The 26114-nt window shown below is 65.1% G+C and carries 23 protein-coding genes and 1 riboswitch; of the genes, 11 read left to right on the plus strand and 12 right to left on the minus strand.

Going from position 1 to position 26114, the window contains the following annotated elements; all coding sequences use genetic code 11:
* Window positions 1–86: 86 nt before the first annotated feature.
* A riboswitch (TPP riboswitch) is annotated at window positions 87–189 on the minus strand.
* A gap of 105 nt (window positions 190–294) precedes the next feature.
* Complete coding sequence (locus tag F3H95_RS17880) at window positions 295–1563, plus strand: DNA repair exonuclease (RefSeq protein ID WP_149746989.1); 1269 nt, start codon at window positions 295–297, stop codon at window positions 1561–1563.
* Window positions 1563–5033, plus strand: coding sequence for an AAA family ATPase (locus F3H95_RS17885; protein WP_149746990.1), 3471 nt, complete (start codon window positions 1563–1565; stop codon window positions 5031–5033). The genes F3H95_RS17880 and F3H95_RS17885 overlap by 1 nt, the downstream gene beginning before the upstream one ends.
* Before the next feature lie 117 nt (window positions 5034–5150).
* Here F3H95_RS17885 and F3H95_RS17890 read toward each other — a convergent pair whose 3' ends face one another.
* From F3H95_RS17890 to F3H95_RS17925, 8 genes are all read right to left on the minus strand, one after another.
* Complete coding sequence (locus F3H95_RS17890; RefSeq protein ID WP_143127334.1) at window positions 5151–5564, minus strand: type II toxin-antitoxin system VapC family toxin; 414 nt, start codon at window positions 5562–5564, stop codon at window positions 5151–5153.
* The gene (locus F3H95_RS17895) at window positions 5561–5809 is read right to left on the minus strand and encodes a plasmid stabilization protein (RefSeq protein WP_143127333.1); all 249 of its coding nucleotides are present in this window, start codon (window positions 5807–5809) and stop codon (window positions 5561–5563) included. Before F3H95_RS17895 ends, F3H95_RS17890 begins: the two co-directional genes overlap by 4 nt.
* A gap of 78 nt (window positions 5810–5887) precedes the next feature.
* Window positions 5888–7003, minus strand: coding sequence for a glycoside hydrolase family 88 protein (locus tag F3H95_RS17900; protein ID WP_188134426.1), 1116 nt, complete (start codon window positions 7001–7003; stop codon window positions 5888–5890).
* A 2-nt stretch (window positions 7004–7005) separates the two neighbouring features.
* Complete coding sequence (locus tag F3H95_RS17905; protein ID WP_244618062.1) at window positions 7006–8517, minus strand: glycoside hydrolase family 28 protein; 1512 nt, start codon at window positions 8515–8517, stop codon at window positions 7006–7008.
* Between the two features lie 62 nt (window positions 8518–8579).
* Window positions 8580–9839: an ABC transporter substrate-binding protein gene (locus F3H95_RS17910; protein ID WP_143128051.1), complete on the minus strand. Its 1260-nt coding sequence runs from the start codon at window positions 9837–9839 to the stop codon at window positions 8580–8582.
* A gap of 20 nt (window positions 9840–9859) precedes the next feature.
* Window positions 9860–10975, minus strand: a complete 1116-nt coding sequence (locus tag F3H95_RS17915) for an ABC transporter ATP-binding protein (protein WP_149746993.1) — start codon at window positions 10973–10975, stop codon at window positions 9860–9862.
* A gap of 3 nt (window positions 10976–10978) precedes the next feature.
* Window positions 10979–11797, minus strand: coding sequence for a carbohydrate ABC transporter permease (locus tag F3H95_RS17920; RefSeq protein WP_342782440.1), 819 nt, complete (start codon window positions 11795–11797; stop codon window positions 10979–10981).
* A gap of 94 nt (window positions 11798–11891) precedes the next feature.
* The gene (locus F3H95_RS17925; protein WP_143128048.1) at window positions 11892–12776 is read right to left on the minus strand and encodes a sugar ABC transporter permease; all 885 of its coding nucleotides are present in this window, start codon (window positions 12774–12776) and stop codon (window positions 11892–11894) included.
* 387 nt (window positions 12777–13163) lie between these two features.
* Here F3H95_RS17925 and F3H95_RS17930 point away from each other — a divergent pair, with 387 nt between their 5' ends.
* On the plus strand, window positions 13164–14090 hold the full coding sequence (locus F3H95_RS17930; RefSeq protein WP_149746994.1) for an AraC family transcriptional regulator: 927 nt from the start codon (window positions 13164–13166) through the stop codon (window positions 14088–14090).
* A 6-nt stretch (window positions 14091–14096) separates the two neighbouring features.
* Here the strand turns inward: F3H95_RS17930 and F3H95_RS17935 are convergent, their stop codons facing one another.
* Together F3H95_RS17935 and F3H95_RS17940 are read right to left on the minus strand one after the other, a co-directional pair.
* Window positions 14097–14645 carry a hypothetical protein gene (locus F3H95_RS17935; protein ID WP_149746995.1) on the minus strand — a complete coding sequence of 183 codons (549 nt, stop codon included), beginning with the start codon at window positions 14643–14645 and terminating at the stop codon, window positions 14097–14099.
* A gap of 206 nt (window positions 14646–14851) precedes the next feature.
* A complete protein-coding gene (locus F3H95_RS17940; protein WP_143128045.1) occupies window positions 14852–15745 on the minus strand; it encodes a LysR family transcriptional regulator in 894 nt (297 codons plus the stop codon).
* Window positions 15746–15851: 106 nt separating this feature from the next.
* On the opposite strand from F3H95_RS17940, the gene F3H95_RS17945 reads away from it, so the two are divergent.
* The 8 genes from F3H95_RS17945 to F3H95_RS17980 all read left to right on the plus strand — a co-directional run bounded on the left by F3H95_RS17945 (window position 15852) and on the right by F3H95_RS17980 (window position 24090).
* Window positions 15852–17060, plus strand: coding sequence for an MFS transporter (locus tag F3H95_RS17945; RefSeq protein ID WP_149746996.1), 1209 nt, complete (start codon window positions 15852–15854; stop codon window positions 17058–17060).
* Between the two features lie 184 nt (window positions 17061–17244).
* Window positions 17245–17895, plus strand: a complete 651-nt coding sequence (locus tag F3H95_RS17950; RefSeq protein WP_210245919.1) for a hydrolase — start codon at window positions 17245–17247, stop codon at window positions 17893–17895.
* Window positions 17896–17973: 78 nt separating this feature from the next.
* Window positions 17974–18720, plus strand: a complete 747-nt coding sequence (locus tag F3H95_RS17955) for an alpha/beta hydrolase (protein WP_149746997.1) — start codon at window positions 17974–17976, stop codon at window positions 18718–18720.
* On the plus strand, window positions 18717–18992 hold the full coding sequence (locus tag F3H95_RS17960; protein WP_143127763.1) for a XapX domain-containing protein: 276 nt from the start codon (window positions 18717–18719) through the stop codon (window positions 18990–18992). The genes F3H95_RS17955 and F3H95_RS17960 overlap by 4 nt, the downstream gene beginning before the upstream one ends.
* Before the next feature lie 97 nt (window positions 18993–19089).
* Window positions 19090–20967, plus strand: coding sequence for an amidohydrolase (locus F3H95_RS17965; protein WP_149746998.1), 1878 nt, complete (start codon window positions 19090–19092; stop codon window positions 20965–20967).
* 16 nt (window positions 20968–20983) lie between these two features.
* On the plus strand, window positions 20984–21418 hold the full coding sequence (locus F3H95_RS17970) for a DoxX family protein (RefSeq protein ID WP_244618069.1): 435 nt from the start codon (window positions 20984–20986) through the stop codon (window positions 21416–21418).
* 166 nt (window positions 21419–21584) lie between these two features.
* Window positions 21585–22409, plus strand: coding sequence for an alpha/beta hydrolase (locus tag F3H95_RS17975; RefSeq protein ID WP_342782421.1), 825 nt, complete (start codon window positions 21585–21587; stop codon window positions 22407–22409).
* 70 nt (window positions 22410–22479) lie between these two features.
* Complete coding sequence (locus tag F3H95_RS17980) at window positions 22480–24090, plus strand: MFS transporter (RefSeq protein ID WP_149747000.1); 1611 nt, start codon at window positions 22480–22482, stop codon at window positions 24088–24090.
* Window positions 24091–24178: 88 nt separating this feature from the next.
* On the opposite strand, the gene F3H95_RS17985 is transcribed toward F3H95_RS17980, so the two are convergent.
* Window positions 24179–24880 carry a pirin-like bicupin family protein gene (locus tag F3H95_RS17985; RefSeq protein WP_149747001.1) on the minus strand — a complete coding sequence of 234 codons (702 nt, stop codon included), beginning with the start codon at window positions 24878–24880 and terminating at the stop codon, window positions 24179–24181.
* Between the two features lie 192 nt (window positions 24881–25072).
* Complete coding sequence (ugpC, locus tag F3H95_RS17990) at window positions 25073–26077, minus strand: sn-glycerol-3-phosphate ABC transporter ATP-binding protein UgpC (RefSeq protein ID WP_149747002.1); 1005 nt, start codon at window positions 26075–26077, stop codon at window positions 25073–25075.
* Window positions 26078–26114: the final 37 nt, after the last annotated feature.

Below are 26114 nucleotides of genomic sequence, written 5' to 3' on the forward strand. Positions count from 1 at the left end.
GAATGACATCGCGATCTCCAGAGCCGGACAGCAGGGAGACCCAGGTGAAGCGGAGAAGAGAAATGGCGAGATGGGCCGCAAGGGTGGGCTTTCGCGTTTTCCGTTCCTACGCCGGCATGACCCGGATCAGGTTCAAGGGTCCGGCTCACCGCCATCTCAGCATCGTACGATGCCCCCCTCGGAATAGCCCAAGCTTTGTGGAATTCACCCCGAATGTCAATTGCCTGTGCGGGACGATTTGCAGGGCTGTGCAAGACGTTGCCAGTGGCGTGCCGGGGCGGTAGACCTTGACCCATGGCTTTCAGGTTCGTTCACACCGCCGATCTTCACCTCGATTCCCCGCTTCGCTCGCTGTCGCTGCGCAATCCGGAGCTTGCCGCCCTGGTGGGCGATGCCACGCGCCAGGCGCTGGTGCGCATCGTCGATTTGTGCCTGGAGGAGCAGGTCGATGCGCTGATGATCGCCGGCGATCTCTATGACGGCGACCAGACCTCGATGAAGACCGCGCGGTTTCTGGCAACCCAGATGCAGCGGCTGCACGAGGCCGGCATTGCCGTCTTCAAGATCCGCGGCAACCATGATGCGCTCTCGAAGATCACCCAGGAACTGGTGCTGCCGCCGTCGGTGAAGGTGTTCGGCGGCCGGGCCGAGGCGGTGGAACTGAAGCGCGGCGGGCTTGCCATCGCCATTCATGGCATCAGCTTTGCGAGGCCCCAGGCGCCGGACAGCCTGCTGCCGAAATACAAGGCGCCGATCGGCGGCGCGGTCAATATCGGGCTGATGCATACCAGCCTCGCCGGCGCGCCCGGTCACGATCCCTACGCGCCCTGCTCCGTCGCAGACCTGCATGCGCACGGCTTCCACTACTGGGGGCTCGGCCACATCCACCAGCGCACCCATCATGCCGGCGAGCGCATGGTGATCATGCCCGGCATGCCGCAGGGGCGCGACATCAACGAGGCCGGCGAAAAGACGGTGTCGCTGGTCACCATCGGCGAGGATGGCGCGGTGTCCGTGGAGGAACGGCTGACCAGCCTTGCCCAGTTTGCCCGCGTGACGGTGGACGTGTCGGCGGCGGCCGACTGGCGCGGCCTGATGGACCGGATCGGGCAGGCGCTCGAGACCGAACGGGCCCGCACGCGCTCCGGCCATCTGGTGGCGCGACTGCGGCTGACGGGGGAAAGCGGGCTCGCTTTCCGTCTGCGCCGCGATCTCGATCTGCTGCTCGCTGAAGCCGAGCAGCGGGCGGAGCGGACCGGCCGCACCTGGGTGGAGAAGCTGGAGCTTGCCGTCGTTACCCCGTCCTTGCCAGGTCAGGCCGTATCCGGCGATCCGGTGCAGGAACTGGGCGTGCTGATGCGCGAGGAGGTGCTGCCCGCCCACGCCTTTCGCCAGGAGGTGCGCGATCTGGTGCAGGGCCTGCTGGACGACCTGCCGCCCGAGGCACGCCGGCTGGCCGGCCATGATGCCGCCGCCTTCGATGCCTTCGTGGACACGGTAATCCGTGAAGGCAGCGAGGATCTCGTTGCCCGTCTTGCGGCGGCCACCGGGGAGGAAGGCTGATGCGTCTCCGGCGTCTCGACCTTACCCGCTACGGCAAGTTTACCGATCAGGCGATCGATTTCGGTCCGGCGATTTCAGGTGCGCCGGACCTGCACATCGTCTACGGCCTCAACGAGGCGGGCAAGTCCACCGCCTTTTCCGCCTATCTCGACCTGCTGTTCGGCATACCGGAGCGCAGCGGCTACAATTTCCTGCATGCCTACAACGCCATGCAGGTGGGGGCCGTGCTGGAATTCGACGGTGCCGAGCACCCGCTGGTGCGGTTGAAGCAGCGCAGCCAGGCGCTGGTCGATCCGCGTGGCCAGCCGGTCAACGAGGCCTTGCTGTCGTCTGCGCTTGGCGGCATCAGCCGCGAGTCCTACCGCACCATGTTCTCGCTGGACGACCGCTCGCTGCGCGATGGCGGGGCGGCGATCCTGGAAAGCAAGGGCGATCTGGGCGAGATGCTGTTCTCCGCAAGCTCGGGGCTTGCCGATATCAGCCGGGTTCTTGCCGCAGCCAGCGAGGAGGCGCACCAGTTTCATCGCAAGCGGGCCCGCAACACCGCGCTTGCCGAACTGAAGCAGCAATTGGCCGCCCTGAAGACTGAACGCGAGGCGATCGATACCTATGCCTCGGCCTATGCGGGCCTCGTCGCCACGCAGGCACAGGCGGACAAGGCCTATGCCGAGGTACTGGCCGAGCTTTCCGCCGCGCGAACCCGGCAGGCGCATCTGGTCTCGCTGCAGCGCGCCCTGCCTTTGTCGCGTGAACTGGCGCGCCTCTCGGCCGAGGCGGATGCCCATGCCGATCTGCCCCGGCCGCCGCGGGAATGGGCGGCACTTCTGCCGGAGCTGATGCGCGACGAAACCCGGCTGCAGACCAGGAGCGATGGCCTTGATGCCGCGATCTCCCGGCTGGAGCAGGACCTTGCCGCCATCACGCCGGATGTGGCCGTTCTTTCGCTCTCTGCCCGCATTGCCGCCCTCGATGATGGCCGCGCCCGCTACCAGACGGCGGAAAACGACCTGCCCAAGCGTCGCCTGGCGCTGTCCGAGCAGGATGCCGCTCTGGGACGGGCGCTCTCCGCACTCGGCCAGCCAGCCGGCACCGATGCCGCAGGCCTTGTCCTGCCCGCAGCCCTGTCCGGAACCTTGCGCGACCTTATCGAAACCCGGTCCGGCATTGCGGCAACCCGGGTAAATGCCGCGCGCGAGATGGAGCGGGTGCGTCTTGCGCTTGGCGATCTGGAGGCAAGGCTGGACCAGCAGGGCCGTGGCACGACACCCTCTACCGCCCTGCTGCGCCGGCTGGACAGTGCGGTCGCCGCCTTGCAGAAGGGCGAGTTGCAGACGCGGCTTCGATCCGAAAGCCGTTCCAGCCGGGAGGTTGCCGAAAACCTGCAGCGCGCGCTCGACAGGCTGCAGCCCTGGCAGGGCGATGTGGAGGAACTGGCAGGACAGGATGGCGCCGATGCCCGGCAGATCGACAGCTGGCGCCAGCGCGCCGCCGAGATCGAGCGGCGCGCCGAACGGAGCCGCGAGCGCCAGCGGGAGCTGGCCACCCGTCTGGCGGAGGTCACGGCCCGGCTGCAGGCGGTGCAGGGTGCCGGTCCGGCCATCGACGATGCCGCGGCCACCGCCGCGCGCGCAGCCCGTGATGCGGCCTGGCAGGTTCATCGGGCCCGCCTCGATGGCGAGAGCGCCGAACAGTTCGAGGAGAAGCTCGGGCTGGATGACCGGCTGGCGGAGGCCCGCCTTGCCCGCGCCAGCGATCTGGCGGAACTGCGGCAACTGCAGCAGGAGGCGGAGCTTTGCCGCGTCGGTCTTGCGCGCGAAGAGGCGCTGGTGGACGAGGCTGCGGCGGAGATGGATGCGCTCCGGCGGTCGGTGGAGGGCGCCTTCCCCTTCCCGGTTTCTGCGACGGTGGAGATGGCAAGCCTGCTCTCCCGGCTGGACGAGTGGCGGCTGAGACGCAGCGAAGCGCTCTCGTTAGCCGAAACGCTGCGGCAGGCCGAAGCCCGCAGGAGGGCCTGCAAGGATGATCTGGACGAGGCGCTGGATCGACTGCGCATCGTTCTGGAGGAGCTTGGCTGGCCCGTCGAGGACGGTGCCGATCCGCGCCTGCTGATCGACGGGGCTGCTGACCGGCTGGCGGAGTTGCAGACCACGCTTGCCGAGCGCCGGGGGATGGACAGCCGTCTGGCGGATCTGCGCCGCGACCTGTCGGAACGGCAGCGCGATCTGGCCGAGGCCGAGGTTGCCGAGGCCCGCTGGTCGGCCGATTGGAGCGCCGCACTTGCCCGCACCTGGTTCAGCCACGAAACCGATCCGGCCGCCGTGCGTGCCATTCTCGATGCGCTCGCCGACCTGCCGCCGATCCTGCGCGAGCGCGAGCAGCTGTTCCAGCGCATCCAGCAGATGGAGCGCGACATGCAGGCCTTTGCCGCGGAGGTGGATGCCCTGCGCGAGACCTTGCACTGGCCGGACGAGGGGCTGTCGCCACGCGATCTCGCCGGCCTGCTGGCTGCCCGCAAGGCGGAGGCGGAGCGTGAGCGGGACCGTGAGAGCGCCAAGGCCGAGGATCTGCGGCATGCGCAGGCCGAGCGTGCCGACCTGCAGCGTGCAATCGACGCCCATCGCACCCGCCGGCAGGACCTGCTCGACTTCTTCGGCGTGGAGACGCTGGTCGAGGCTAGCCTGCAGTTGCAGCGGGCCGCCGAACGCGACCATCTGGAGCGACGGCTCGGCGAACTCAGGGCGAACCTGCTCGGCGAACTGAAGGTCGCAACGCTGCCTGAAGCGGATGCGCTGCTGACGGAAGCAGATGCCGATGCCGTGGCGCGCGAAGCAGACGAGCTTTCCGAGCGGATCGACAATCTTGCCGAGCGCAGCCGCATGCTGTTTGCGGAGCTGACGCGTGCCCGGGACCGGGTCGACGCGGTCGGCGGCGACGATGCCGTCGCCAAGCTTGAGGCGCGCCGCTCCACGCTTCTCCTCGATATCGAGGAGCGCGCGCTGTCCTATCTGAAACTGCGGGCCGGCACGCTGGCGGCGGAAAGCGCGCTGTCGCTCTACCGCGAACGCCACCGCAGCTCGATGATGAAGCGCGCCTCCGAGGCCTTCCGCCAGATCACCCGTGGCGATTATTCCGGCCTTGCCGCCCTGCCCGACAAGGATCGCGAGGTGCTGATCGGGGTGGCCCGTGACGGGGCGTCGCGGCTCTCCGAGGTGATGTCGACCGGCACGCGCTACCAGCTCTATCTGGCGCTGCGGCTTGCCGGCTATGAGGAACTGGCCGCCGTGCGCGCGCCGGTGCCTTTCATCGCTGACGACATCATGGAAACCTTCGATGAATTGCGCTCGGAAGAGGTGTTCCGGCTGTTCGGCCAGATGGCGCAGCTCGGCCAGGTGATCTACCTGACCCACCACCGTCATCTCTGCGAGATTGCCCAGACCGTGGTGCCGGAGGTGCGCATCCACACCCTGTGACGGGGTGGCGGCTTAGACCACGTCCGAGCCAAAAGTGCGTCAGCGGTTTTACGTCCGGACTGCGTGAAAACAAAGAGATAGAGCATTTCAGGTGATCTGGGTTTCACCGGAAAGGCTCTAGAAATCCCAGGGATTGACGAGATCGAGCCCGCAGGTGAGGAAATCGCCGGTGTTGCGGGTGGCAAGCCGCCCGCCATGTGCGCGTGCAATCGCCGCAATCATGCCGTCGGGGGCCGACATACCCCGGCCCTGCCGTGCAGCCTCGCCCATCAGGAGGCCGTAGATCAGCGCCGTCTCCTCGGTAAAAGCAAAGATGCGGTCGGCAAAACGCCGGCGCCAGTCGGTCAGCCCCTGTTCCAGTCGCTCGGCCCGTTGGTCCGGCCGAATCTTGGCGATACCGTAGGCAATCTCGCCGATCACCACCGAAGACAGCGCGATTTCCGCATCATGGCGCACCAGCCACGCGATCACCGCCTCCGACGGTGCCTTCTTCAGCGTCTCGGAGAGGACATTGGTATCGATGAAGATCAAAGATCGATCCCCGCATGCGGGGCGCGCCCGGCGCGGATGATCGCGTCGAGATCGATCTCCGTGCCGGACTGGTCGGTCAGACGGGCATAGAAGGCACGCGCCGGCTCGCGGCCCGCCTCGCGGATCTCGTAGGATTCGAGCGCCCGCTCGACGATATCGGCAATCGACCGGTTCTCGCGGCGGGCGAGCCGGTGCGCCAGGTCACGCGCCTTGGCGCTGCGGACAGAGAGTTGCGGTTCGGCCATCGGGTTGCTCCTTCTGGCCCTCACTATAGGGGAACCGGCACGAGCCATCAAGATGGCAGATGCCGGCCAGATGGCTGATCAGGCCACCGCGTCGTCCGGCTGGTTTGCCGCGCGGCGGGCGATCTCGCTCTCGGCATGCGCCATCATCAGCGGTGCCACGCCCTTGATGTCGTCGTCGCGCAGCGTTTCCGACAGATAATAACCGGGCGTTCCGTCGCGATAGTGACCATCGAAGCCGCCAAGGCCCGCCACGCAGCATATCTGCTGCAGCACCGTGCGGCCATTGGCACCGGGGGCCAGCGCATGCCGCGTCAGGCTGATCACCGCTTGGGCGCCGATCCGGCCCGCCGCGTCCCGAATGCCAAGGCGCGCAGCCTTGAGGAACGCATAGGCGAACATGGCGGTGGCCGAACTTTCGGCATAGTTGCCGGCAAGCTCCGGCTGGTCGATGACCTGCAGCCAGCGCCCGTCCACGGTGCGCAGCTTCGCAAGCACCGACAGCAGCGCCGCGAGCCGTCCAGCAAGATCGTCGCGACCGGCGCCGGCCGGCAGCGTCTCCGCCATGTCGACCATGGCCATGGCGAGCCAGCCGATGGAGCGGGCCCAATGCGCCGGCGAAAGCCCGGTCACCGGATCCGCCCAGGCCTGCAGGCGTTCCTCGTCATAGCCGTGGCGGTAGAGCCCGCTCGGGGCGTCGAAGGTGAGATCGAGCGCCGTCAGCATTTCGGAGAGCGCCTGGTGGGCAAGATCCGCCTGCCCTGAAAGCCCTGCATATTCCACCTTGAACGGCAGCGCCATATAGAGCCCGTCGAGCCAGACCTGATGCGGATAGCGCAGCTTGTGCCAATGCGGCCCCGCGCCAATGCGCGGATGGGTCTGGAACTGCCTGACCAGATGGTCCACCGCCGTGCGATAGCGCGTCTCACCGGTCTTTTGCGCCAGATAGACCAGCGCCCGTCCCGGCAGCACATTGTCGATATTGTATTCGGTGATCGTATAGCCGGCGATGGACCCGGCCGCATCCACCTGCCCGTTGACGAGCCGCGTCAGGTGCTCGAACCAGTGCCGTTCACCGGTTGCCTCATGCAGCGCGATCAGGCCGCGATAGAGGCAGCCGTCCTCGTAGCACCAGCTGCCCGACTTGTAATAGGCATAGTCACGGGCATAGGCATCGAAATAGTCGGGCAGGCTCACGGTCATACGGCAATACTCTGTGTCGGACGGGAAAGATGAAGGCCGGCGGGGCGGGTGAGGCTCGCATGCTCGAGGATGATCTCGGCGTGACGCAGCGGCGCGAAACCGCAGGCCATGTCCGGTACATCCGCCTGCGCCTCCGGATCGAAGCCGACCCGGTAATTCTCGATGGTGATGCCGGTGATCGGCGCTTCCGGCAGACCGTAGAAGGCCGCCGCGGCCACCGCGACATTTTCCGCCACCACATCACGGATGGTGATGTCGGCGACAACAGGCGTGGCATCCGTCACCGGCAGCGGCTCGCGGGATTGCACATAGTCGGAGCGGCCGTCGGCATCGCAGAAATAGAAGCTGTTGATGACGAGCGGTGTCGCCACCCGGTCCATCATGCAGCCTTCCAGCGCGATCCTTTCCACGCGGCCACCCCGGCCCCGCCGCGTCTTCACGCGCAGGCCGCGGTCGGTTTCACGCAGTTCGCAGCGGCGCACTGTCACATCGCGCACCGAACCGCTCATCTCGCTGCCGATCACGATGCCGCCATGGCCGCGCTGCATGCGGCAGTTTTCCACGACAATACGCTCGCAGGGCTGGTCCAGCCCGCCCTTCGGATCGCGTTTCCCCGCCTTGATGGCGATGCAGTCATCGCCGACGGAGAAAGACAGGCCGCTGAGGCGCACATCCCGGCTGCATTCCGGGTTCAGGCCGTCGGTGTTGGGCGAGAGGGGATCGTTCTCGATGACGAGATCTGCTGCCAGAACGTCGCTGCAGAACACCGGATGAATGGTCCAGGAGGGCGAGTTGCGCACGGTGATGCCCGTCAGGCGGACATTTTGCCCGTGCGAGAGAAACAGGGTGCGCGGTCGGCGCGCCCCATCGCGCGTCTCCTTGGGCCAGCTCCACCAGTCGCCGCGATCGCCGCCGCCATCGATGGTGCCGGCGCCGGTAATCGTCAAACCGGTGCAGTCGAGCGCCGTCACCAGGCTTGCGAAGCAGGGCTCCGCCACCCCTTCCCAGGTGCCGAGCACGCGGTGATCGGCATGGCGGGCCGCAAGCACCGGATAGCGGGCGCGATCCGGATGGCCAGACAGCACCGCCCCGTCCTCCAGAAGCAGGGTCATGTCGCTCTTGAGGAAGATCGGTCCGCTCTGAAAGTGTCCGCGCGGGATCTTCAGCGTGCCCTGCGGCGGCAGCCGGTCGATGGCGGCCTGGATCGCCGCCGCATTATCGGCTGCCGTGGGGCTCGCGCCACAATCGGTAATGTCGATGAGGGCGCTTTCCGCCGCCGTGGTGAAGCCAAGGCGCGCACCGGCCACCTCCAGCCGGTAGGTCTGCCCCGGCAGGAGGCCGTGCAGGGTCGTCACCACCCGGTCGGTCTGCCCCTCGGCCACGCGCTCTCCCGCTGCGTCGTCGAGACGCCAGGACTTTGCGGTGGTCAGCGCAAAATGGTTCTCGGCTGCATCGAGGCTGAAGGTCGCCGTGCGCGGGGTTGCCGCCAGAAGCGCAAGCGTGGGCATGCCGGTCATTCCTTGTGTCATGGGAGGGCGGTCCCCGGCGTCGCGGGGACCGCCCGGTCGCATCAGAACTTTTTCAGCACGCCGTTGACGCCTTCGATGATCTGCTCGGCGGCATCCTTGGCGCTGATCTGCTCGTAGCCATACTCTTCCAGCGTATCGAGGAAGACGGCGCGGATTTCCGGATGCTCATTGAGCGGCGAGACGGTCGGGCCGGTGCCCTTGACGATGAGGTCATGGGCGGCGGCGATCGGCGCCTCGATCTTGCCGGCATCGGCCAGCATCTTGGCGGCGATCTTGCTGGCCGGCAGGCCGCGCGAGGTGCCGAGCGCCGTGATGCCCTCCGGTTCGTTCAGCAGGCAGTTGACGATCTGCGCGGCCGCCTTCGGATTCTTCGAGCGCTTGGAGATGGAGAAGACCATCGATGGCTTGCGGTAGACGCCTTCCGTCTTGGCATCGGCATTCTTCAGGATGGCGACCGGCTCCAGCACCTGGCCCTTCAGCGGATCGGCATATTTGGAGAAGGTCGAATCCCATTCATAGGAGCCGGAAATGCGACCATCGGCCCATTTCGGGCTTTCGAACAGGTTGAGGTTGCCTTCCGCCGCATTGCCCTTCTGGGATACGACGACGCCGTCCTTCACCAGCTTTCCGTAGAACTCGATCGCCTTGGCGAGATCGTCCTCGCTCCAGGCCACCTTCTTGGCAACGGGATCGACGAGATCCTTGCCGGTATTCTGGGTGGCGTAGAGCGAGATCAGCAGAACGGCCGTCTCCTTCACGGCATTCATCGGATAGGCATCCGGGCCGGCCTTCGCCTTCAGCTGCTTTGCGGCGGCAAACAGTTCGTCCCAGGTTTTCGGCAGGGCGACGCCCGCCTTGTCGAACGCGGTCTTGTTGAACATGAAGACGCGGCCGGTGGTGGAGACCGAGAGCCCGTTCAGCTTGCCGTTCATCGTGCCGGCCGCCAGATCGTCCGCCGACCACTGGCTGAGGTCGATCACGTCCTTGTACTGGTTGAGATCGGCAAAGCCGTCGCCCTTGATCGAGAACAGCGGCAGCCAGGGCCAGTTGATCTGCATGATATCGGCTTCGGTGCCGCCGGCGATCTGCGTCGTCACCTTCTCCAGATGACCGTCCCAGCCGGTGAATTCGGCGGCGATGGTGTGGCCATACTTGTCGCCGCAGGCCTTCAGCGCTGCCTGCGTTGCCTTGTGGCGGCTGTCGCCACCCCACCAGGACATGCGCAGATCCGCAGCGCCCGCCGCCTGGGCAAGGCTGGTGGCGGCAAGCGCCGTCGCCAGGAAAAGCTTGGTCAGTTTCATGTCATTCCTCCCGGACATGTTTAGTGAAGATCGGCCAGGGAGACGTTCTCCCCGGTCTTGCGGTCGAACAGATGCGCCGTCTCCTGGCTGGGCTGCAGGCGGACGATGTCGCCCTGGATCTTGCTTCGGTCGTAAGCGGTGGCCGACACCACCACGATCATCTGCTGGCCCTCGACATTGACGTAGAGGTAGACCTCGTGGCCCATGAACTCGACATGCGAGACACGGCCCTCAAGCGCGTTGTCCTCGCCGGCGCCGACCAGCGAAAAATGCTGCGGGCGCACGCCGAAGGTCAGCGCGCTCGCGGCCTTCGGGTTCAGCCGTTCCAGCATGGCCGGCCCGAGCGCCAGGCTCTGCGAACCGATCGACAGCGTGCTGCCGGAAAGATCCGCATCGATCAGGTTCATCTCCGGGCTGCCGATGAAGCCGGCGACGAAGGCATTGGCGGGGCGGTTGTAGAGCGTCACCGGATCGGCCACCTGCATGATGCGGCCTTCTTTCATCACGCAGATACGGTCGCCCATGGTCATCGCTTCCGTCTGGTCATGGGTCACGTAGACGACCGTCGACTGCAAACCATCGGCCTTCAGCTGCTTGTGCAGGTCGGTGATGCGCACGCGCATGGAGGCGCGCAGTTTTGCGTCGAGGTTGGACAAGGGCTCGTCGAACAGGAAGACCTGCGGCTTCTTGATCAGCGCGCGGCCGACTGCGACGCGCTGCGCCTGGCCGCCGGACAGCTGCTTCGGCAGACGCTCCAGATAATCACCGATCTCCAGGATGTTGGAGACGTCGCGGGTCGCCCGCTCGATCTCCTCGGCTGGCCGGCGCTTGAGGCGAAGCCCGAAGGAGAGGTTCTTGCGCACCTTCATGTGCGGGTAAAGCGCATAGTTCTGGAACACCATGGCAATGCCGCGTTCGCCGGGCGCCTTGTCGTTGACGAGGCTGTCGCCGATGCGGATCTCTCCGCCGGTAACGCGTTCCAGGCCGGCGATCATGCGCAGTGTCGTGGACTTGGCGCAGCCGGAAGGGCCGACCAGCACCATGAACTCGCCATCGGCCACGTCCAGGTTGATCCCATGCACGGCTTTGAAGCCGCCATAGTCTTTTTCAAGGTTTCTAAGCTGCAGACGAGCCATGACTTATCCTTTCACGCCACCGGCGGAGATGCCTTCGATGAAGTATTTCTGGGCCACGAAGAACACGATCAGCGCCGGCAGGATCGTCAGCACCGACATGGCCAGGATCCGGTTCCACTCGAAGGCTTCGGTGGTATCGATCGAGAGCTTGAGCGCCAGCGACACGGGGAACTTGTCGACCGACGAGATGTAGATGAGCGGCCCGAGAAAATCGTTCATCGTCCACATGAACTGGAACAGGCAGACCGATATCAGCGCCGGCGTCAGAAGCGGCACGACGATGAACAGCAGCACCTGCCAGGTGTTGGCGCCATCGACGCGGGCGGCCTCTTCCATGTCGCGCGGGATGGCGCGCAGGAACTGCACCAGCATGAAGACGAAGAAGGCATCGCCGGCAAAGGCCGAGGGCACCCAGAGCGGCAGGAAGGAATCGAGCCAGCCGAGGTCGCGGAACAGCAGGTATTGCGGAATGCGGGTGACGACGTTCGGCAACAGAAGCGTGGCGATCAGCGAGGCGAACAGCACCTTCTTGCCGGGGAAATCGAAGCGGGCGAAGCCATAGGCCACCGCCGTGCAGGAGATTGCCGTGCCGATGATCTTCGGGATCACGATCAGGAAGGTGTTCCAGAAGAAGTGGCCGAAGGTGTAGGGCGTCGAGGTCTTCCAGCCGTTGACATAGCCGGAAGTCGTCGGCTCGTGCGGGATGAAGCCTGCGCCGGCGAAGATCTCCGAATTGGTCTTGAACGAGGCGCCGACCAGCCAGATCAGCGGGTAGAGCATCAGCAGGCCGACGGCCGCAAGGATGCCGTAGCGCAGTACCATGCTGACGAGGTGGCGGCGGCGCTGCGCCTTCAGGATGCGGTCGGCCTCCTGGTCGACGGCGAGATTGGGGGATAGCACGTGATCGGCCATGGGATCAGCTCCTCTTGTCGCCGGCGTAGTAGACCCAGTGGCGCGAGGACCAGAAGGCGATGACGGTGAGCACCATGATGATGGCGAAGAGCACCCAGGCGATCGCGGAGGCATAACCCATGTCGAAGCGCTTGAAGGCCTGCTCATAGATGTAGAGCGGCAGCAGATAGGTGGATTTGAGCGGCCCCCCTTGCGTGATGATGTAGGGGCCGTTGAACTCCTGGAAGGCCTGGACCATCTGCATGATCAGGTTGAAGAAGATGACCGGCGTGATGAGCGGCATGGTGATGTGCCAGAAGGTGGAGAACTTGCCGGCGCCATCGATGGAGGCCGCCTCGTAGAGCGACTTGTCGATGCTCTGCAGAGCCGCGAGGAAGATCACCATGGCAGAGCCGAACTGCCAAAGGCGCAGCAGCGTGATGGTGAACAGCGCATTCGTCGGATCGCCGAACCAGTTGACCGGTTCCAGCCCGATGCCGGCCAGCGCCATGTTGACGATGCCGACATCGGCAAACAGGTAGCGCCACATCACCGCGATCGCGATCGAGCCGCCGAGGATGGACGGCACGTAGAAGGCGGTGCGGAAGAAATTGATGAATTTCAGCTTGTAGTTCAGGATGACCGCGATGAAGAGCGCGAAGGCGAGCTTCAGCGGCACCGTGGTGAACACGTAGACCAGCGTGACCCACAGCGACTTGCGGAAGGTGCGGTCTGCGGTGAACAGCTTGATGTAATTTTGGATGCCGGTGAAGACCGGCGCGCTCATCAGATTGTAGTCGGTAAAGCTCAGGTAGAAGGACGCGGCAAAGGGCAGCGCCGTGAACACCAGGAGCCCGATGATATAGGGCGACAGATAGATGAGCCCGAGAAAGCGGTTATCTCCGCTCATGCGGCAACTCCTACGGGAAGGGTCGGCCGGGCGGCCGGTGTGTGAACCTGCCCGCCGTGACGTGCCGGAATGGCTTTCGGGCGGTGACATGCGGTGATGTCATACAGGTTTTCAGGGAAAGCGTTCTTGTGGTGCCCCGTGGAGATCCTCGCCGGCCATGGCTGCGCAGGCGCACTGCCATGGCCGGAAGGGTTCCAGATCGGGCGTTCCGAATTCTGCATGTCGACATCGGGGTTTTCTGCATCAGCGCGCGCGAATGCGTCCAGCGTCAGCTGCTTCTCCCCCGCTCCTCCCATTGAACAGGCGACGGATCTGGTGTTTTCCGCCGTAGGGCGCTACTATCTTCCTGACGCTGCCAGAAGAGAATAGAGGCTTCCGGACAAAAAGATGGATAAAAACGAACAAGGCCCTCTGGCGGCCATTCCGGTGCAGGCGCTCAGTCTCAGCCTCACGCGCTCTGCCATCAAGATGCTGCACTCGCCGACCTGGCGGATCGACAAGGTGAATGCCGTGCATGATCTTGTCATATGTCTTACAGGCAGAGCGGACTATGAAGTTGCCGGGGAGAGGGTGGCGATGGAGCCCGGATCGGCCATGCTGATCCCTGCCGAAACCCGGTTCGTCGGGCGCACCACGTCAAGCGAACCCTATACCGGGGTCGCCCAGCACTTCACGCTCGACGTGTTCGGCCGCATGGACCTGATCTCGCAGATGGACATCCGCCGCGCCGTCCGCCTGCCCCGCTGGGAGATGCTGGCGCCGCTGGTTCGGCATTACCGCGAAACGGTGCCGCTTTCATCCACAACGCTGCCGCAACACCACATGTTCATGGTGTTCCTCACCGAGTTCATCGATGCGGCCTTCCTCGGTTGGCGCCAGCAGCAGGAGGCATCGGTCGACAATCCGGATGCGCTGTCGCTGGCGGTGATGGTGGCGGCAAGCCGCATCGCCGCCGATCCCCTGAACGATGCGATCGTGGAGACGGTTCTCTCCTCAATCCCCTACAATCTCGATTATTTTCGCCGCATCTTCCGCCGCCAGGTGGGGCTGACTCCCGTCAAGTACCAGGAGTTCAAGCGGATGGAGCGCGCCATGGGCCTCCTGGCCGGCGGTCGTTCGGTCAAGCAGACGGCAGCCTTTGTCGGCTATGCCGACAGTTACTACTTCTCCCGCATGTTCAAGCATTATATCGGCGTCAGCCCCGCGGGCTACAAGGCGGCAGAGCGCCGCCACCGCGACGGTCACTTTCCGCGCGGCCAGGAGGATGGTCTCGTGGTCTATCCGCTCCTCGCCCGCCGGCAGGAGGAGGCCTGAGGCCGGTCAGTGGACCGTGCGCTGCTCGCTGACGAGCTGGATGCACAGCGCTGCCATGATGTGCTGGAGCGCAGGTGAAGCGTGGTCATCATCGCCCGATAGGAAGGGCAGCAGCGCGAGGCCGAGCTTGTGGATCACGGGGTCGGGCGTGTTGCGGCGAAGCCTCGGTCGCACCCTCAGATCCGGAAAGCGGCCGGTCACCTCTTCCACCAGCGAGAGCGGCAGCATGACGCCGACGGCATCCAGCCTGGTCGAGATGCGGATCTCCGCCCCCTTGCGCAGATCGACGAGGCAGATGCTGCCCTGCTCGTATTCCCGTGGCGGCAGGGCCGATCCATCCGCCAGGAGATCACAATGGGTGACCGGTCTCAGATAGATCATCGCGAAATAGGCCGGGCGCGCTTCAAGATGCAGCACCACGTCGCGACCGTCTTCCAGACCCTCGCGAACATGCCAGGCCGAGATGGTTTCCCGCCGGAAGGGGGCGACCCGCAGCGACGGGAAGTGGGAAAGGAGGCTGAGCTTGCCGGCTTCGTAGTCTGTCCCTGCCGCCATGGCCTGCTCCCCGGCATTGCTTCCGCAATTTGCGCAATATCAAGCCGCTACGCCAGAACGAGGCCCGGCGCAAGGCTATCTTTCTGCCCGGTCCGCCTGGACGAGCCGGGTTTGGTGCCAAAATGATCGAAACAGACAAAAAGATCGGGCAAAGATGGAGATAACCGTTGTGCCGGACGGTCGGCGGCGTGATGGATCCCTGCTCCTCAGACGGTGCGGATACCGGCTGCGATGAGCGTCTGGCGCAATGTTGCAATGAAGACCCGTACCTTGGGCAGCACCAGCTGGCTGGTGGGGTAGACGGCCCAGATGGCGATCTCCTCCGGCACAGCGTCAACGAGATTGATCTTCACCAGTCGGCCGGCCGCCACGTCTTCATCCACATACCAGTTCGACAGAAGGGCGATGCCGCCGCCGGCCAGACTGGCCGCCTGGCATCCGGCAATGCTGCTGCAGGACAGCCTGCTGCTCAGGCGCACATGCCGCTCCCGTCCCTCGCCCATGAGGGTCCAGTGGGTGGCGCTGCCGAGCGCTAGGCAATCATGCTCCGCCAGATCCTCCACGCGGTTCGGCAGGCCGCGGCGGGCGATGTAGGCCGGGCTTGCCACCAGCGCACGCGGGTTGTCGGCGAGCTTGCGGGCAATCAGGCTGCTGTCGCGCAGCCGCGCGATGCGGATGGCGAGATCCGTGCCGGTCGCCACCAGATCCGGCAGGCTGTCGCTGAGATCGACCGATATCCGCAGGTCCGGATTGTCCTCCAGCAGCTTCGGCACGAAGGGCATGATGAACTTCAGCCCGAAGGATATCGGCACGGAGACGCGCAGAAGCCCGGCGGCGCCGAGCGTTTCGGCCCTCAGCCGTGCCATGGCCTCGGCCTCGTTTTCCACCAGCGCCCGGGCAAAGGGCAGGAAGGTCTCGCCTTCCGGAGTCAGGGCCAGTGACCGGGTGGTGCGATGCAGAAGCCGGATATTCAGCGCAGTTTCGAGTGCCGCGAGACGCCGGCTGGCGATCATCGGCGTCAGGCCCAGCTGGCGCGCCGCCGCCGCGAGGCTGCCGGCAGTGACCGCCGCGACGAAGACCTGCACATCGGCCGTGTCCATTCTATCGAAATCCGTTATGCTGATCGATCGTTTTGCATGACTAAATCATAAATCGCAAAAAGGCTACAGAGATGGACAGTTCAATCCAGCCAGAAAGGCGATCATCATGGAAACGACCGCAGTCCATCCGGCGGCCACGCATCGGGGCCTTGGCCAGCTTTCCCTCCTTGCCATGGCCGTTGCCAGCGGCATCGCGGTTGCCAATATCTATTACAATCAGCCGATGCTTGGCCTGATCGAGGCCGATTTTCCGCAGGAGCCGGTCACCGGGCTGATCCCGACCGCGACGCAACTCGGCTATGCGTTCGGCCTGTTCTTTCTGCTGCCGCTTGGCGATCTCGTGCATCGCCGCCGGCTGATCATCGGGCAGTTCGTCGTGCTTGCCATGGCGCTCGCGCTCGCGGCCATGGCGCCCACCGGCTGGACACTGGCGCTGGCCTCGCTGGCCGTCGGCGCCGGTGCCACCGTTGCCCAGCAGATCGTGCCCTTTGCTGCCTCGCTTGCCAGCCCGCAGCGGCGCGGCGCGACCATCGGCACAGTGATGGCTGGCGTCCTCTCCGGCATCCTGTTCAGCCGCACACTGTCCGGCTTTATCGGTGCCCATGCCGGCTGGCGGGAGATGTTCTGGCTTGGCGTGCCGCTGGCACTGGTCGCCGGGCTGCTGATGGCCGCAACGCTGCCGCAGCACCGTCCGGTCTCCCGCATGCATTATGGCACGGCGCTGGCCTCGCTCGCACATCTTTGGAAGCGTGAACCGGCACTGCGCACCGCAGCCCTGATGCAGGCCGCGCTTTTTGCCTCCTTCACCGCTTTCTGGACGGTGCTGGCGCTTTATCTCACCACTCCGCGCTTCAACCTCGGCTCCGATGTGGCCGGCCTGTTCGGCATCGTGGGGGCTGCCGGGATTTTTGCCGCGCCGCTGGCGGGCCGCATTGCCGACCGCAAGGGCCCGCATGTCGTCGTCTGGCTTGGCGCCCTTCTCGCCCTTGCCGCCTGGGTGATCTTCGGCCTCTGGGCCTCGCTCGGTGCGCTGGTGATTGGCGTGATCATCCTCGATTTCGGCATCCAGAGTGCCCTCATCTCGAACCAGCACATCGTCTATGCACTGGACCCCGACGCCCGCAGCCGGCTGAATACGGTCTTCATGACCTCGATGTTCCTCGGCGGCGCCGCCGGTGCGGCACTTGCAACCCTCGCCTGGAGCCATGCCGGCTGGACGGGTGTCAGCCTGCTCGGCGCCATGCTCGCCCTGCTGGCGCTCGGCATTCGTGCCGCAGGCCGCGCCGGTCACGCCGCAGGCCGGTCGCGCCACTGAGTCTGCCGCGCATCCGGGAGGGAGCCCGGCGCCTCCCGGATGTGGCCTTGGTCCCTTCTCCGCGTCGTCATGATCGAAACGTCCAAATCCGACGCGCAACATGCAAGAGCGTCGTGCGCCGCCCGTCTAAGACTGTGCCGTACCCTTTCCGGGGCTCATCCAATTTCGAGAGGCACCCATGTCCATCACCGCGACGCCGACGCCCGGCGCAAAGCTTCTGAAGCCGCATGACCACACGCTGATCCTGATCGACTTCCAGTCGCAGATGTCTTTTGCGACCAAGAGCATCGATGCCGTGAACCTGCGCAACAATGCGGCTCTGATTTCCAATGGCGCCAAGGGCTTTGGTGTTTCCACCATCCTGACGACCGTGGCCGAGAAGAGTTTTTCCGGCCCGATGTTTTCCGAAATTACCGAGGCCTTCCCGGGCCAGGCGCTGTTTGACCGTACCTCGATGAACACCTGGGAGGATTCTGCCGTCATCGATGAGGTCAACCGGATTGGCAAGACGCGCATCGTGCTGGCCGGTCTGTGGACAGGCGTATGCATCGTCGGCCCGGCACTTTCGGCCATCGACCAGGGTTTTGAGGTTTTCGTCATCGCCGATGCCTGCGGCGATGTCTCCGTTGAGGCGCATGACCGCGCCATGGATCGCATGGTTCAGGCCGGAGCGCAGCCGATGACCTCGCTCCAGTACCTGCTGGAGTTGCAGCGCGACTGGGCCCGCACCGAAACCTACGACATGACCACCGGCGTGGCGAAGAAGTTCGGCGGCTCCTACGGCCTCGGCATCATCTACGCCAAGACCATGTTCGGCGCCTCCGAAGGCCACTGATGCCCGCTCCCGGTGCCCCTCCTTGTGGAGGGGCGCCCCCTTGCCCGCCGCTGTCATCCCTGCCCGAGGAGTGATTTCATGAGTGGTTCCCAAACGAGCAAGCCCTCCGTCGTTCTGGTGCATGGCGCCTGGGGTGACGGGTCCGGCTGGAGAAAGGTCATTCCCCTGCTGATGGCAAGCGGCATCCGTGTGCATGCCGTGCAGAACCCCACCACCTCGCTGGCCGAGGATGTCAAGGCGACGCGTCGCATTCTCGACATCGTCGATGGCCCCGTCGTTCTGGTCGGTCACAGCTGGGGCGGCACCGTCATCACCGAGGCGGGCAATGATCCGAAAGTGGCGGCACTCGTCTATGTCGCAGCCTTTGCGCCGAATGCCGGCCAGTCGACCGGTGATCAGGTGGCCGCCTTTCCGGCCCCGCCAGGGCTTGGCCAGGTCTCGGCCGATGCGCTCGGCGGCTACTGGATGAGCCGCAATGGCTGGGTGACCTGCGTTGCGCAGGACCTGCCCGAGGACGAGGCTGCCACCCTGTTTGCCCTGCAGCCGCCGCTGGGCTCCACGACCTTTTCCGACACGGTGACGAAGGCGGCCTGGGCGGACCTGCCCAACTGGTACGTGATCTCGCAGAACGACCGTGCGGTCAGCGTGGAACTGCAGCATCACCTGGCAAGCGTCCTCAATGCACGCACGACCACGCTTGATGCCAGCCACATGTCTCTGCTGTCGAAGCCGGATGCTGTGGCTGCGGTCATCCTCGAGGCCGTCGCCGAGGTCTGCGCGACCGTGGGTGCGGCCGGCGATACGCTCATTGGATCCCCCTCATGAAAATCTATCTGATGTCCCTTGGCGCCGGCATTCTGGTCGGCGTCGTCTACAGCCTGCTCAACGTGCGCTCGCCGGCGCCGCCGATCGTGGCCCTCGTCGGCCTTCTCGGCATCCTGATCGGCGAGCAGGTGCTGCCGCTGGCCCGAACCCTCTGGCGCAAGGAGCCGGCAGCGCTCTCCTGGCTGCATGAGGTGAAGCCGCACATGTTCGGCCACCTGCCGAAGGGAGCCAAGCCACCGGTCGAGTCGCCTGCGCCCCGCGACGACGTCTGATGCGGCGCCGCCCCGTTTTCCTTCGCCGGCGCGACAAGGCCGCCGGTCCTTCCTGCTTCCGGCGGCGCCTGCCGCTCCCCTTCCCGGAGATGTTCGCATGATTGCCGATCTCATCCTGCACCACGGTCTCATCACCACGCTCGACCGGAGCAATCCCGCGGCCTCCGCCGTCGCCATCAAGGATGGCCTGTTTCTGGCCGTCGGCCAGGATCACGAGATCATGGCGCATGCCGGCCCGGAGACAAGGATCGTCGACCTCAAGGGCAAGCGGGTGCTGCCCGGCCTCATCGACAACCATACCCACGTCGTGCGCGGTGGCCTGAACTTCAACATGGAACTGCGCTGGGACGGCGTGCGCAGCCTGGCGGACGCCATGGACATGCTGAAGCGGCAGGTGGCGATCACGCCCGCGCCGCAATGGGTGCGCGTCGTCGGCGGCTTCACGGAACATCAGTTTGCCGAGAAGCGCCTGCCGACCATCGAGGAGATCAATGCGGTGGCGCCGGAGACGCCGGTCTTCCTGCTGCATCTCTATGACCGGGCCCTGCTCAATGGCGCAGCGCTCCGGGCCGTCGGCTACACGCGCGACACGCCGAACCCGCCGGGCGGCGAGATTACGCGTGATGCCAACGGCAATCCGACGGGCCTGCTTCTGGCGCGGCCCAATGCCGGCATTCTCTATGCGACGCTCGCCAAGGGACCAAAGCTGCCCTTCGACTACCAGGTCAATTCGACGCGCCACTTCATGCGCGAACTGAACCGGCTGGGGGTCACCGGCGTGATCGATGCCGGCGGCGGTTTTCAGAACTATCCGGATGACTATGCCGTCATCCAGAAGCTGTCCGACGAAGGCCAGATGACGGTGCGCCTTGCCTACAACCTCTTCACCCAGAAGCCGAAGCAGGAGAAGGACGACTTCCTGAAATGGACGGCCTCGGTGAAATACAAGCAGGGCGACGACTATTTCCGCCACAACGGCGCCGGCGAAATGCTGGTCTTTTCCGCCGCCGATTTCGAGGATTTCCGCGAACCGCGCCCCGACATGCCGCCGGAGATGGAGGGCGAACTGGAGGGGGTCGTGCGGATTCTGGCAGAGAACCGCTGGCCCTGGCGCCTGCACGCGACCTATGACGAAACCATTTCGCGGGCGCTCGATGTGTTCGAGAGGGTCAACCAGGATATTCCGCTGGAAGGACTGAACTGGTTCTTCGACCATGCCGAAACGATTTCGGACCAGTCGATCGACCGCATTGCGGCGCTGGGCGGCGGCATCGCGGTGCAGCATCGCATGGCCTATCAGGGCGAATATTTCGTGGAGCGCTATGGACATGGGGCAGCGGAAGCGACCCCGCCGATCGCCCGCATGCTGGAAAAGGGCGTCAAGGTGTCGGCCGGCACGGATGCCACCCGCGTCGCCTCCTATAACCCCTGGGTTTCGCTTGCCTGGATGATCACCGGCAAGACGGTTGGCGGCATGCAGCTCTACCCGCGCGCCAACTGCCTGGACCGCGAGACGGCGCTGCGCATGTGGACGGAAAACGTCACCTGGTTCTCCAACGAGGAGGGCAAGAAGGGGCGGATCGAGAAGGGCCAGTTCGCGGATCTGGTCGTGCCCAGCAAGGACTTCTTCGCCTGTGCCGAAGACGAGATCTCCTTCCTCACCTCCGACCTGACCCTGGTCGGTGGCCGCATCGTCTACGGCGCGGGTGACTTCAAGGCGCTCGACGAGAATGACGTGCCGCCCGCCATGCCTGACTGGTCTCCGGTGCGCAGCTTCGGCGGCTATGCGGCCTGGGGAGAACCGGACGGGGCTGGTCGCCACTCGCTTCGCCGCACGGCGATTGCGACGTGCGGCTGCACCAATGATTGCAACGTGCACGGCCACGACCATGCCGGTGCCTGGACGTCCCGGCTTCCGATCAGCGACCTGAAGGGCTTCTTCGGGGCACTGGGCTGCGCCTGCTGGGCGGTGTGAGGAGATCATGACGACGATGTTGCGCCACCCCTCGAAGCCGCATGCGCCGCACTGGCTCACCTCCCCTGCCCTCCGTTTTCTGGCGCTGGTCGGGCTCTGCTCGGCCTATATCCAGGGACCTCTGGTCAAGATCTTCGATTTTCAGGGCGCTCAGGCGGAAATGAGCCATTTCGGGCTTCTGCCGGCGCCGCTGTTTGCCGTCGGAGTCATCCTTTTCGAACTGGCGATGTCGGCGCTGGTGATTTCCGGCGTCTGGCGCCGGGTGGGCGCACTGGCGCTGGCGGCGTTCACGCTGGCTGCCACCTTCATCGCCCTGCGTTTCTGGGAAATCCCCGCAGGCCCGGAGCAATCCATGGCGATGAACGCCTTCTTCGAACATCTCGGCCTGATGGGGGCCTTCCTCTACGTGGCGGCGTCGGACGCCGCCACCCCGCGATCCGCGTCGCGTTGACGCTACCAGCACCAAACAAGGGCCAAGCACCATGACGCCGCATCTTCATCTTCTCCTCTCCCGCCGGCAGGCCCTGATGGCCGGCGCGGGGCTTTCCGCCGCGATGGCCATGCCTGGCCTCGCACACTCGAAATCCACCACAACCGCCACCAATGGAGCCAATCCGATGACCGCGAACTTCATCGAAACCAAGGACGGAACCAAGATCTTTTACAAGGACTGGGGCACGGGTCAGCCGATCCTGTTCTCGCATGGCTGGCCGCTTTCGGCCGATGCCTGGGACGCACAGATGCTGTTCTTCGGCCAGAACGGCTTCCGGGTGATCGCCCATGACCGCCGCGGCCACGGCCGCTCCGATCAGCCCTGGCAGGGTAACAACATGGATCAGTATGCCGACGACCTGGCGGAACTGATCGAGACGCTCGACCTCAAGAACCTGATCATGATCGGCCATTCCACCGGCGGCGGCGAAGTGGTCCATTACATCGGCCGCCACGGCAATGCCCGCGTCGCCAAGGTCGTGCTGGTCGGCGCCGTTCCGCCGCTGATGCTGAAGACGGCGAACAACCCCGAGGGCACGCCGATCGAGGTGTTCGACGGCATCCGCAAGGGCACGGCCCTTGACCGCTCGCAGTTCTTCAAGGATCTGACGACGCCCTTCTACGGCTTCAACCGCGAGGGTGCCAAGGACAACCAGGGCTTCCGCGATACCTTCTGGCTGCAGGGCATGCTGGGCTCGATCAAGGGTCATTACGACTGCATCCATGAATTCTCCGAGGTCGACTATACGGATGACCTCAAGAAGATCGAATGCCCCACGCTGATCATTCATGGCGATGACGACCAGATCGTGCCGATCGCGGCGTCCGCGGAAAAGTCGGCGAAGATCGTCAAGAATGCCACGCTGAAGGTCTACAAGGGCGGTCAGCATGGTCTTGCCCAGCTCGAGGCGGAAAAGTTCAACGCCGACGTTCTGGCCTTCATTTCCTGACGACACCTGCGGCTCCGGCCCGGCCTCGTGCCGGGTCGGGGCTTCTTCCTGACCAGACACGGAGGTTGCCATGGCATCGGCATCGAACGAAAAGGATGCGGGTGGCGCATTTGCAGCCCTTGGCGAAAGCGTGTTCGCCGTGCTGTGGATCGCGACGATCCTCGGCAATACCGGCACTTTCATCCGCGACGTGGCCAGTTCCTGGCTCGTCACGGATCTGTCGGCAGCGCCGGCGGCAGTCGCCACCATTCAGGCAGCAGGGACACTTCCCTTCTTTCTGCTTGCCATTCCGGCCGGCGTGCTTTCCGACATTTTCGATCGTCGCCGGCTGCTGATCGGCGTGCAGCTTCTGCTGGCCGGTGTCAGTCTGACGCTGATGGCGCTGGCGACGTTGGACCTGCTCACCGTCGAGGCACTGATCGGGCTGACCTTTCTCGGCGGCATCGGGGCGGCGCTTGCCGCACCCGCCTGGCAGGCGGTGGTGCCGGAACTCGTGCCGCGCGAGGTGCTGAAAAGCGCCGTCGCGCTCAACTCCCTCGGCATCAACATTGCCCGCGCCGTCGGTCCGGCACTCGGCGGCTTGCTGCTCGCCGGCTTCGGGGCTTCCGTGACCTATGGTGCCGATGTGGCAAGCTACGTCTTCGTCGTCGCGGCCCTTGTCTGGTGGAAGCGTCCGCACAGCGATGCGGATGTGCTGAAGGAAAATTTTACCGGCGCCTTCCGCGCCGGCCTGCGCTATGCGCGCGCCAGCCATGATCTTCACATCGTGCTGCTGCGCGCCATCGTCTTCTTCGCCTTTGCGAGTGCGGTCTGGGCGCTGTTGCCGCTCGTGGCCCGCAATCTCTTGAACGGCAGTGCCGGTTATTACGGTCTGCTGTTGGGGGCCATCGGCCTCGGTGCGATCGGCGGCGCCCTGCTTCTGCCGGCCCTGCGGCGCAGGCTCGATGCGGACGGACTGCTGTTGTTCTCTGCCATCGTCACCGCAGCCGTGATGGTCATCCTCGCCTTCCGCCCGCCGCAGGCACTCGCCCCCGTGGTGCTGCTCTTCCTCGGCATGGGCTGGATCGTGGCCTTGACGACACTGAACGGCGTGGCGCAGGCCATCCTGCCGAACTGGGTGCGCGGCCGGGCGCTTGCCATCTATCTCACCGTGTTCAATGGCGCGATGGCCGGCGGCAGCCTCGGCTGGGGCGTGGTGGCAGAAGCAACCGGCATTGCGCCGGCGCTGCTGATCTCCGCCTTCGGCCTGCTGGTGGCGGGGCTTGCCATGCACCGGGTCAAGCTGCCGCGCGGCGAGGCGGATCTGGTCCCCTCCCGCCACTGGCCGGAACCGCTGCTGGCCGCCCCCGTCGCGCATGATCGCGGGCCGGTGCTGATCACGGTGGAATACCGCATCGATCCCGAGCACCGGACGGGCTTCCTGCACGCGCTCTCCCGTCTTGCGCATGAGAGGCAGCGCGACGGTGCCTATAGCTGGGGCGTGACGGAGGATTCAGCCGATCCGACCATCGTGCTCGAATGGTTTTTCGTGGAATCCTGGGCGGAGCATCTGCGCCAGCACCGGCGGGTTTCCAAGGCGGATGCCGACCTGCAGGCCGCAGCGCTTGCCTTCCATCAGGGCGAAATAAAACCGCTGGTCCGCCATTTCATCGCGATGGAACGGCCAAAGCCTCACCGCTGATCGGGGCTGCTCTCCGGCAGGCCCTGCTGCCCCGGATGAAAAGCTGCCGGGCGCGTCCGCGCCGGGCAGTTTTTTTCGTGTTTGAACCTCACCGGCGCATGTCGAACAGCAGCGCCTGGCCGTCGGTGATCCATTCGAGATCCGGCAGCGCATCGGCGCCGAGCTGGATACCGTCGCCGCCGGTCAACCTTTCGCCATCGACCATCGCGAGGCCTTCGATGATGTGCAGGAAGGTCAGACGACCCGGATGCTGTGGAATGGTGAGCCGGTCACCGGCTGCAGGCCTTGCCAGAGAAAGCCGCGTCTCGGAGTAAAGCTCCAGCGGTGCGCCCGCGCCGACGGGAGCGGCGATCGTCGTCCAGTCGCGGCTCGTGGCGGCATCGGGCAAGCTCGCCTGCTGGTAGCGCGGCGGCAGGTCGCGTGCTTCCGGAATGAGCCAGATCTGCAGGAAATGCGCCGGTTCCTTCGCGGAGGCGTTCATTTCCGAATGCCTGACACCGGAGCCGGCGTGCATCAGCTGGGCTTCGCCTGGCGCAATCGTCACCGTATTGCCGAGCGTATCCGCGTGGCGCAGCCTGCCCGACAGCACCAGCGTCAGGATATCCATATCCGCATGGCCATGCTCGGAGAAGCCGGAGCCCGGGGCGATGCGATCCTCGTTGATCACCCGCAGCGCGCCGAACCCCATGCGGGTCGGGTCCTTGAAGCCGCCGAAGGAAAAGGTGTGGTAGCTGTTCAGCCAGCCGGTATCGGTGTGGCCGCGCGACATGTTTTCGTGGATGAGCGTCATTTGGCTGCTCCCTGTATCGGGGGCGATGCCGTTGCGGCATCGCCATGACGCGAAGATAGCCCCTCTTTTGTTTATTGAAATAGAAACGATGATCGCCGCACTGTTCTCAAATAATGAACGTTGCGGCGATCCAGGCGCATATCGGTGGGCGAGCGCACGGCGGCAAGGAAGCGCATGGCGGCATCCTGCCGTTCAGGATCGCAGCGCGCGGCCCTCCGCATCGAAGCGGTGCATGTGACCGTCTGCCGGCTTCAGCCACACCGTATCGCCCGGCCGTGGAGCAAAGGCGCCCTCGGTGCGCACCTGCAGGCGACCGGCCGTTTCGGTGTCCACGTCGAGATAGGTATCGCTGCCGAGATATTCGGCCGAAAGGATGCGACCCTTCCAGCCCTCTCCCTCGCCGGAGACGACGAGATGCTCCGGGCGGATGCCGAGCGTCGTTGCGCCAAGATGCGCGGCGGCCTCGCCGGTGATCAGGTTCATCTGCGGCGATCCGATGAAGGTGGCGACGAAGAGATTGGCCGGGCGATGATAGAGATCGAGCGGCGCGCCGATCTGCTCCACCCGCCCCTGCTGCAGCACGACGATCTTGTCGGCCATGGTCATGGCCTCCACCTGATCGTGGGTGACGTAGATGGTGGAGGTTCCAAGCCGCTTCTGGAGCTCGCGGATTTCCGCGCGCATCTGCACGCGAAGCTTGGCGTCGAGGTTGGACAGCGGCTCGTCGAACAGAAACACCTTCGGCGCCCGCACGATGGCGCGGCCCATGGCGACACGCTGGCGCTGGCCGCCGGAGAGCGCTGCCGGCTTGCGGCCAAGATAGGCATCGAGATCGAGAATGCCGGCGGCAGCTTTCACCCGCCGGTCGATCTCGCCCGTCGAAAGCCCCTGCAGCTTCAGGGCAAAGCCCATGTTCTTCGCCACCGTCATGTGCGGATACAGCGCGTAGTTCTGGAACACCATGGCGATGTCGCGGTCGCGCGGGGCAAGATCGTTGATCAGCTTGCCGTCGACGCTGATATCCCCGCCCGTAATCTCCTCCAGCCCCGCCACCATTCTCAGAAGCGTGGATTTGCCGCAGCCGGAGGGGCCGACAAGCGCTACGAATTCCCCGTCGGCAATCGACACATTCACTCCGTGGATCACCTCCAGCGCGCCGTAGCTCTTGCGCAGAGCGGCGATTTCGACCTGTGCCATGTTTTCCTCCCAGGCTGGCGCTTGACACAAAACAAAA

Source organism: Rhizobium sp. RU35A (assembly GCF_900156005.1).
Taxonomy (GTDB): Bacteria; Pseudomonadota; Alphaproteobacteria; order Rhizobiales; family Rhizobiaceae; genus Neorhizobium; species Neorhizobium straminoryzae.

Excerpts from the sequence above, each read along its gene's own strand:
- F3H95_RS17960 (WP_143127763.1), top strand. The coding sequence starts at position 18,717 with ATGAAAATCTATCTGATGTCCCTTGGCGCCGGCATTCTGGTCGGCGTC.
- F3H95_RS17945 (WP_149746996.1), top strand. The coding sequence starts at position 15,852 with ATGGAAACGACCGCAGTCCATCCGGCGGCCACGCATCGGGGCCTTGGC.
- F3H95_RS17970 (WP_244618069.1), top strand. The coding sequence starts at position 20,984 with ATGTTGCGCCACCCCTCGAAGCCGCATGCGCCGCACTGGCTCACCTCC.
- F3H95_RS17955 (WP_149746997.1), top strand. The coding sequence starts at position 17,974 with ATGAGTGGTTCCCAAACGAGCAAGCCCTCCGTCGTTCTGGTGCATGGC.
- F3H95_RS17880 (WP_149746989.1), top strand. The coding sequence starts at position 295 with ATGGCTTTCAGGTTCGTTCACACCGCCGATCTTCACCTCGATTCCCCG.
- F3H95_RS17895 (WP_143127333.1), bottom strand. The coding sequence starts at position 5,809 with ATGGCCGAACCGCAACTCTCTGTCCGCAGCGCCAAGGCGCGTGACCTG.
- F3H95_RS17975 (WP_342782421.1), top strand. The coding sequence starts at position 21,585 with ATGACCGCGAACTTCATCGAAACCAAGGACGGAACCAAGATCTTTTAC.
- F3H95_RS17885 (WP_149746990.1), top strand. The coding sequence starts at position 1,563 with ATGCGTCTCCGGCGTCTCGACCTTACCCGCTACGGCAAGTTTACCGAT.
- F3H95_RS17935 (WP_149746995.1), bottom strand. The coding sequence starts at position 14,645 with ATGGCGGCAGGGACAGACTACGAAGCCGGCAAGCTCAGCCTCCTTTCC.
- F3H95_RS17905 (WP_244618062.1), bottom strand. The coding sequence starts at position 8,517 with ATGCCCACGCTTGCGCTTCTGGCGGCAACCCCGCGCACGGCGACCTTC.
- F3H95_RS17910 (WP_143128051.1), bottom strand. The coding sequence starts at position 9,839 with ATGAAACTGACCAAGCTTTTCCTGGCGACGGCGCTTGCCGCCACCAGC.
- F3H95_RS17980 (WP_149747000.1), top strand. The coding sequence starts at position 22,480 with ATGGCATCGGCATCGAACGAAAAGGATGCGGGTGGCGCATTTGCAGCC.
- F3H95_RS17925 (WP_143128048.1), bottom strand. The coding sequence starts at position 12,776 with ATGAGCGGAGATAACCGCTTTCTCGGGCTCATCTATCTGTCGCCCTAT.
- F3H95_RS17915 (WP_149746993.1), bottom strand. The coding sequence starts at position 10,975 with ATGGCTCGTCTGCAGCTTAGAAACCTTGAAAAAGACTATGGCGGCTTC.
- F3H95_RS17920 (WP_342782440.1), bottom strand. The coding sequence starts at position 11,797 with ATGGTACTGCGCTACGGCATCCTTGCGGCCGTCGGCCTGCTGATGCTC.
- F3H95_RS17965 (WP_149746998.1), top strand. The coding sequence starts at position 19,090 with ATGATTGCCGATCTCATCCTGCACCACGGTCTCATCACCACGCTCGAC.
- ugpC (WP_149747002.1), bottom strand. The coding sequence starts at position 26,077 with ATGGCACAGGTCGAAATCGCCGCTCTGCGCAAGAGCTACGGCGCGCTG.
- F3H95_RS17930 (WP_149746994.1), top strand. The coding sequence starts at position 13,164 with ATGGATAAAAACGAACAAGGCCCTCTGGCGGCCATTCCGGTGCAGGCG.
- F3H95_RS17985 (WP_149747001.1), bottom strand. The coding sequence starts at position 24,880 with ATGACGCTCATCCACGAAAACATGTCGCGCGGCCACACCGATACCGGC.
- F3H95_RS17940 (WP_143128045.1), bottom strand. The coding sequence starts at position 15,745 with ATGGACACGGCCGATGTGCAGGTCTTCGTCGCGGCGGTCACTGCCGGC.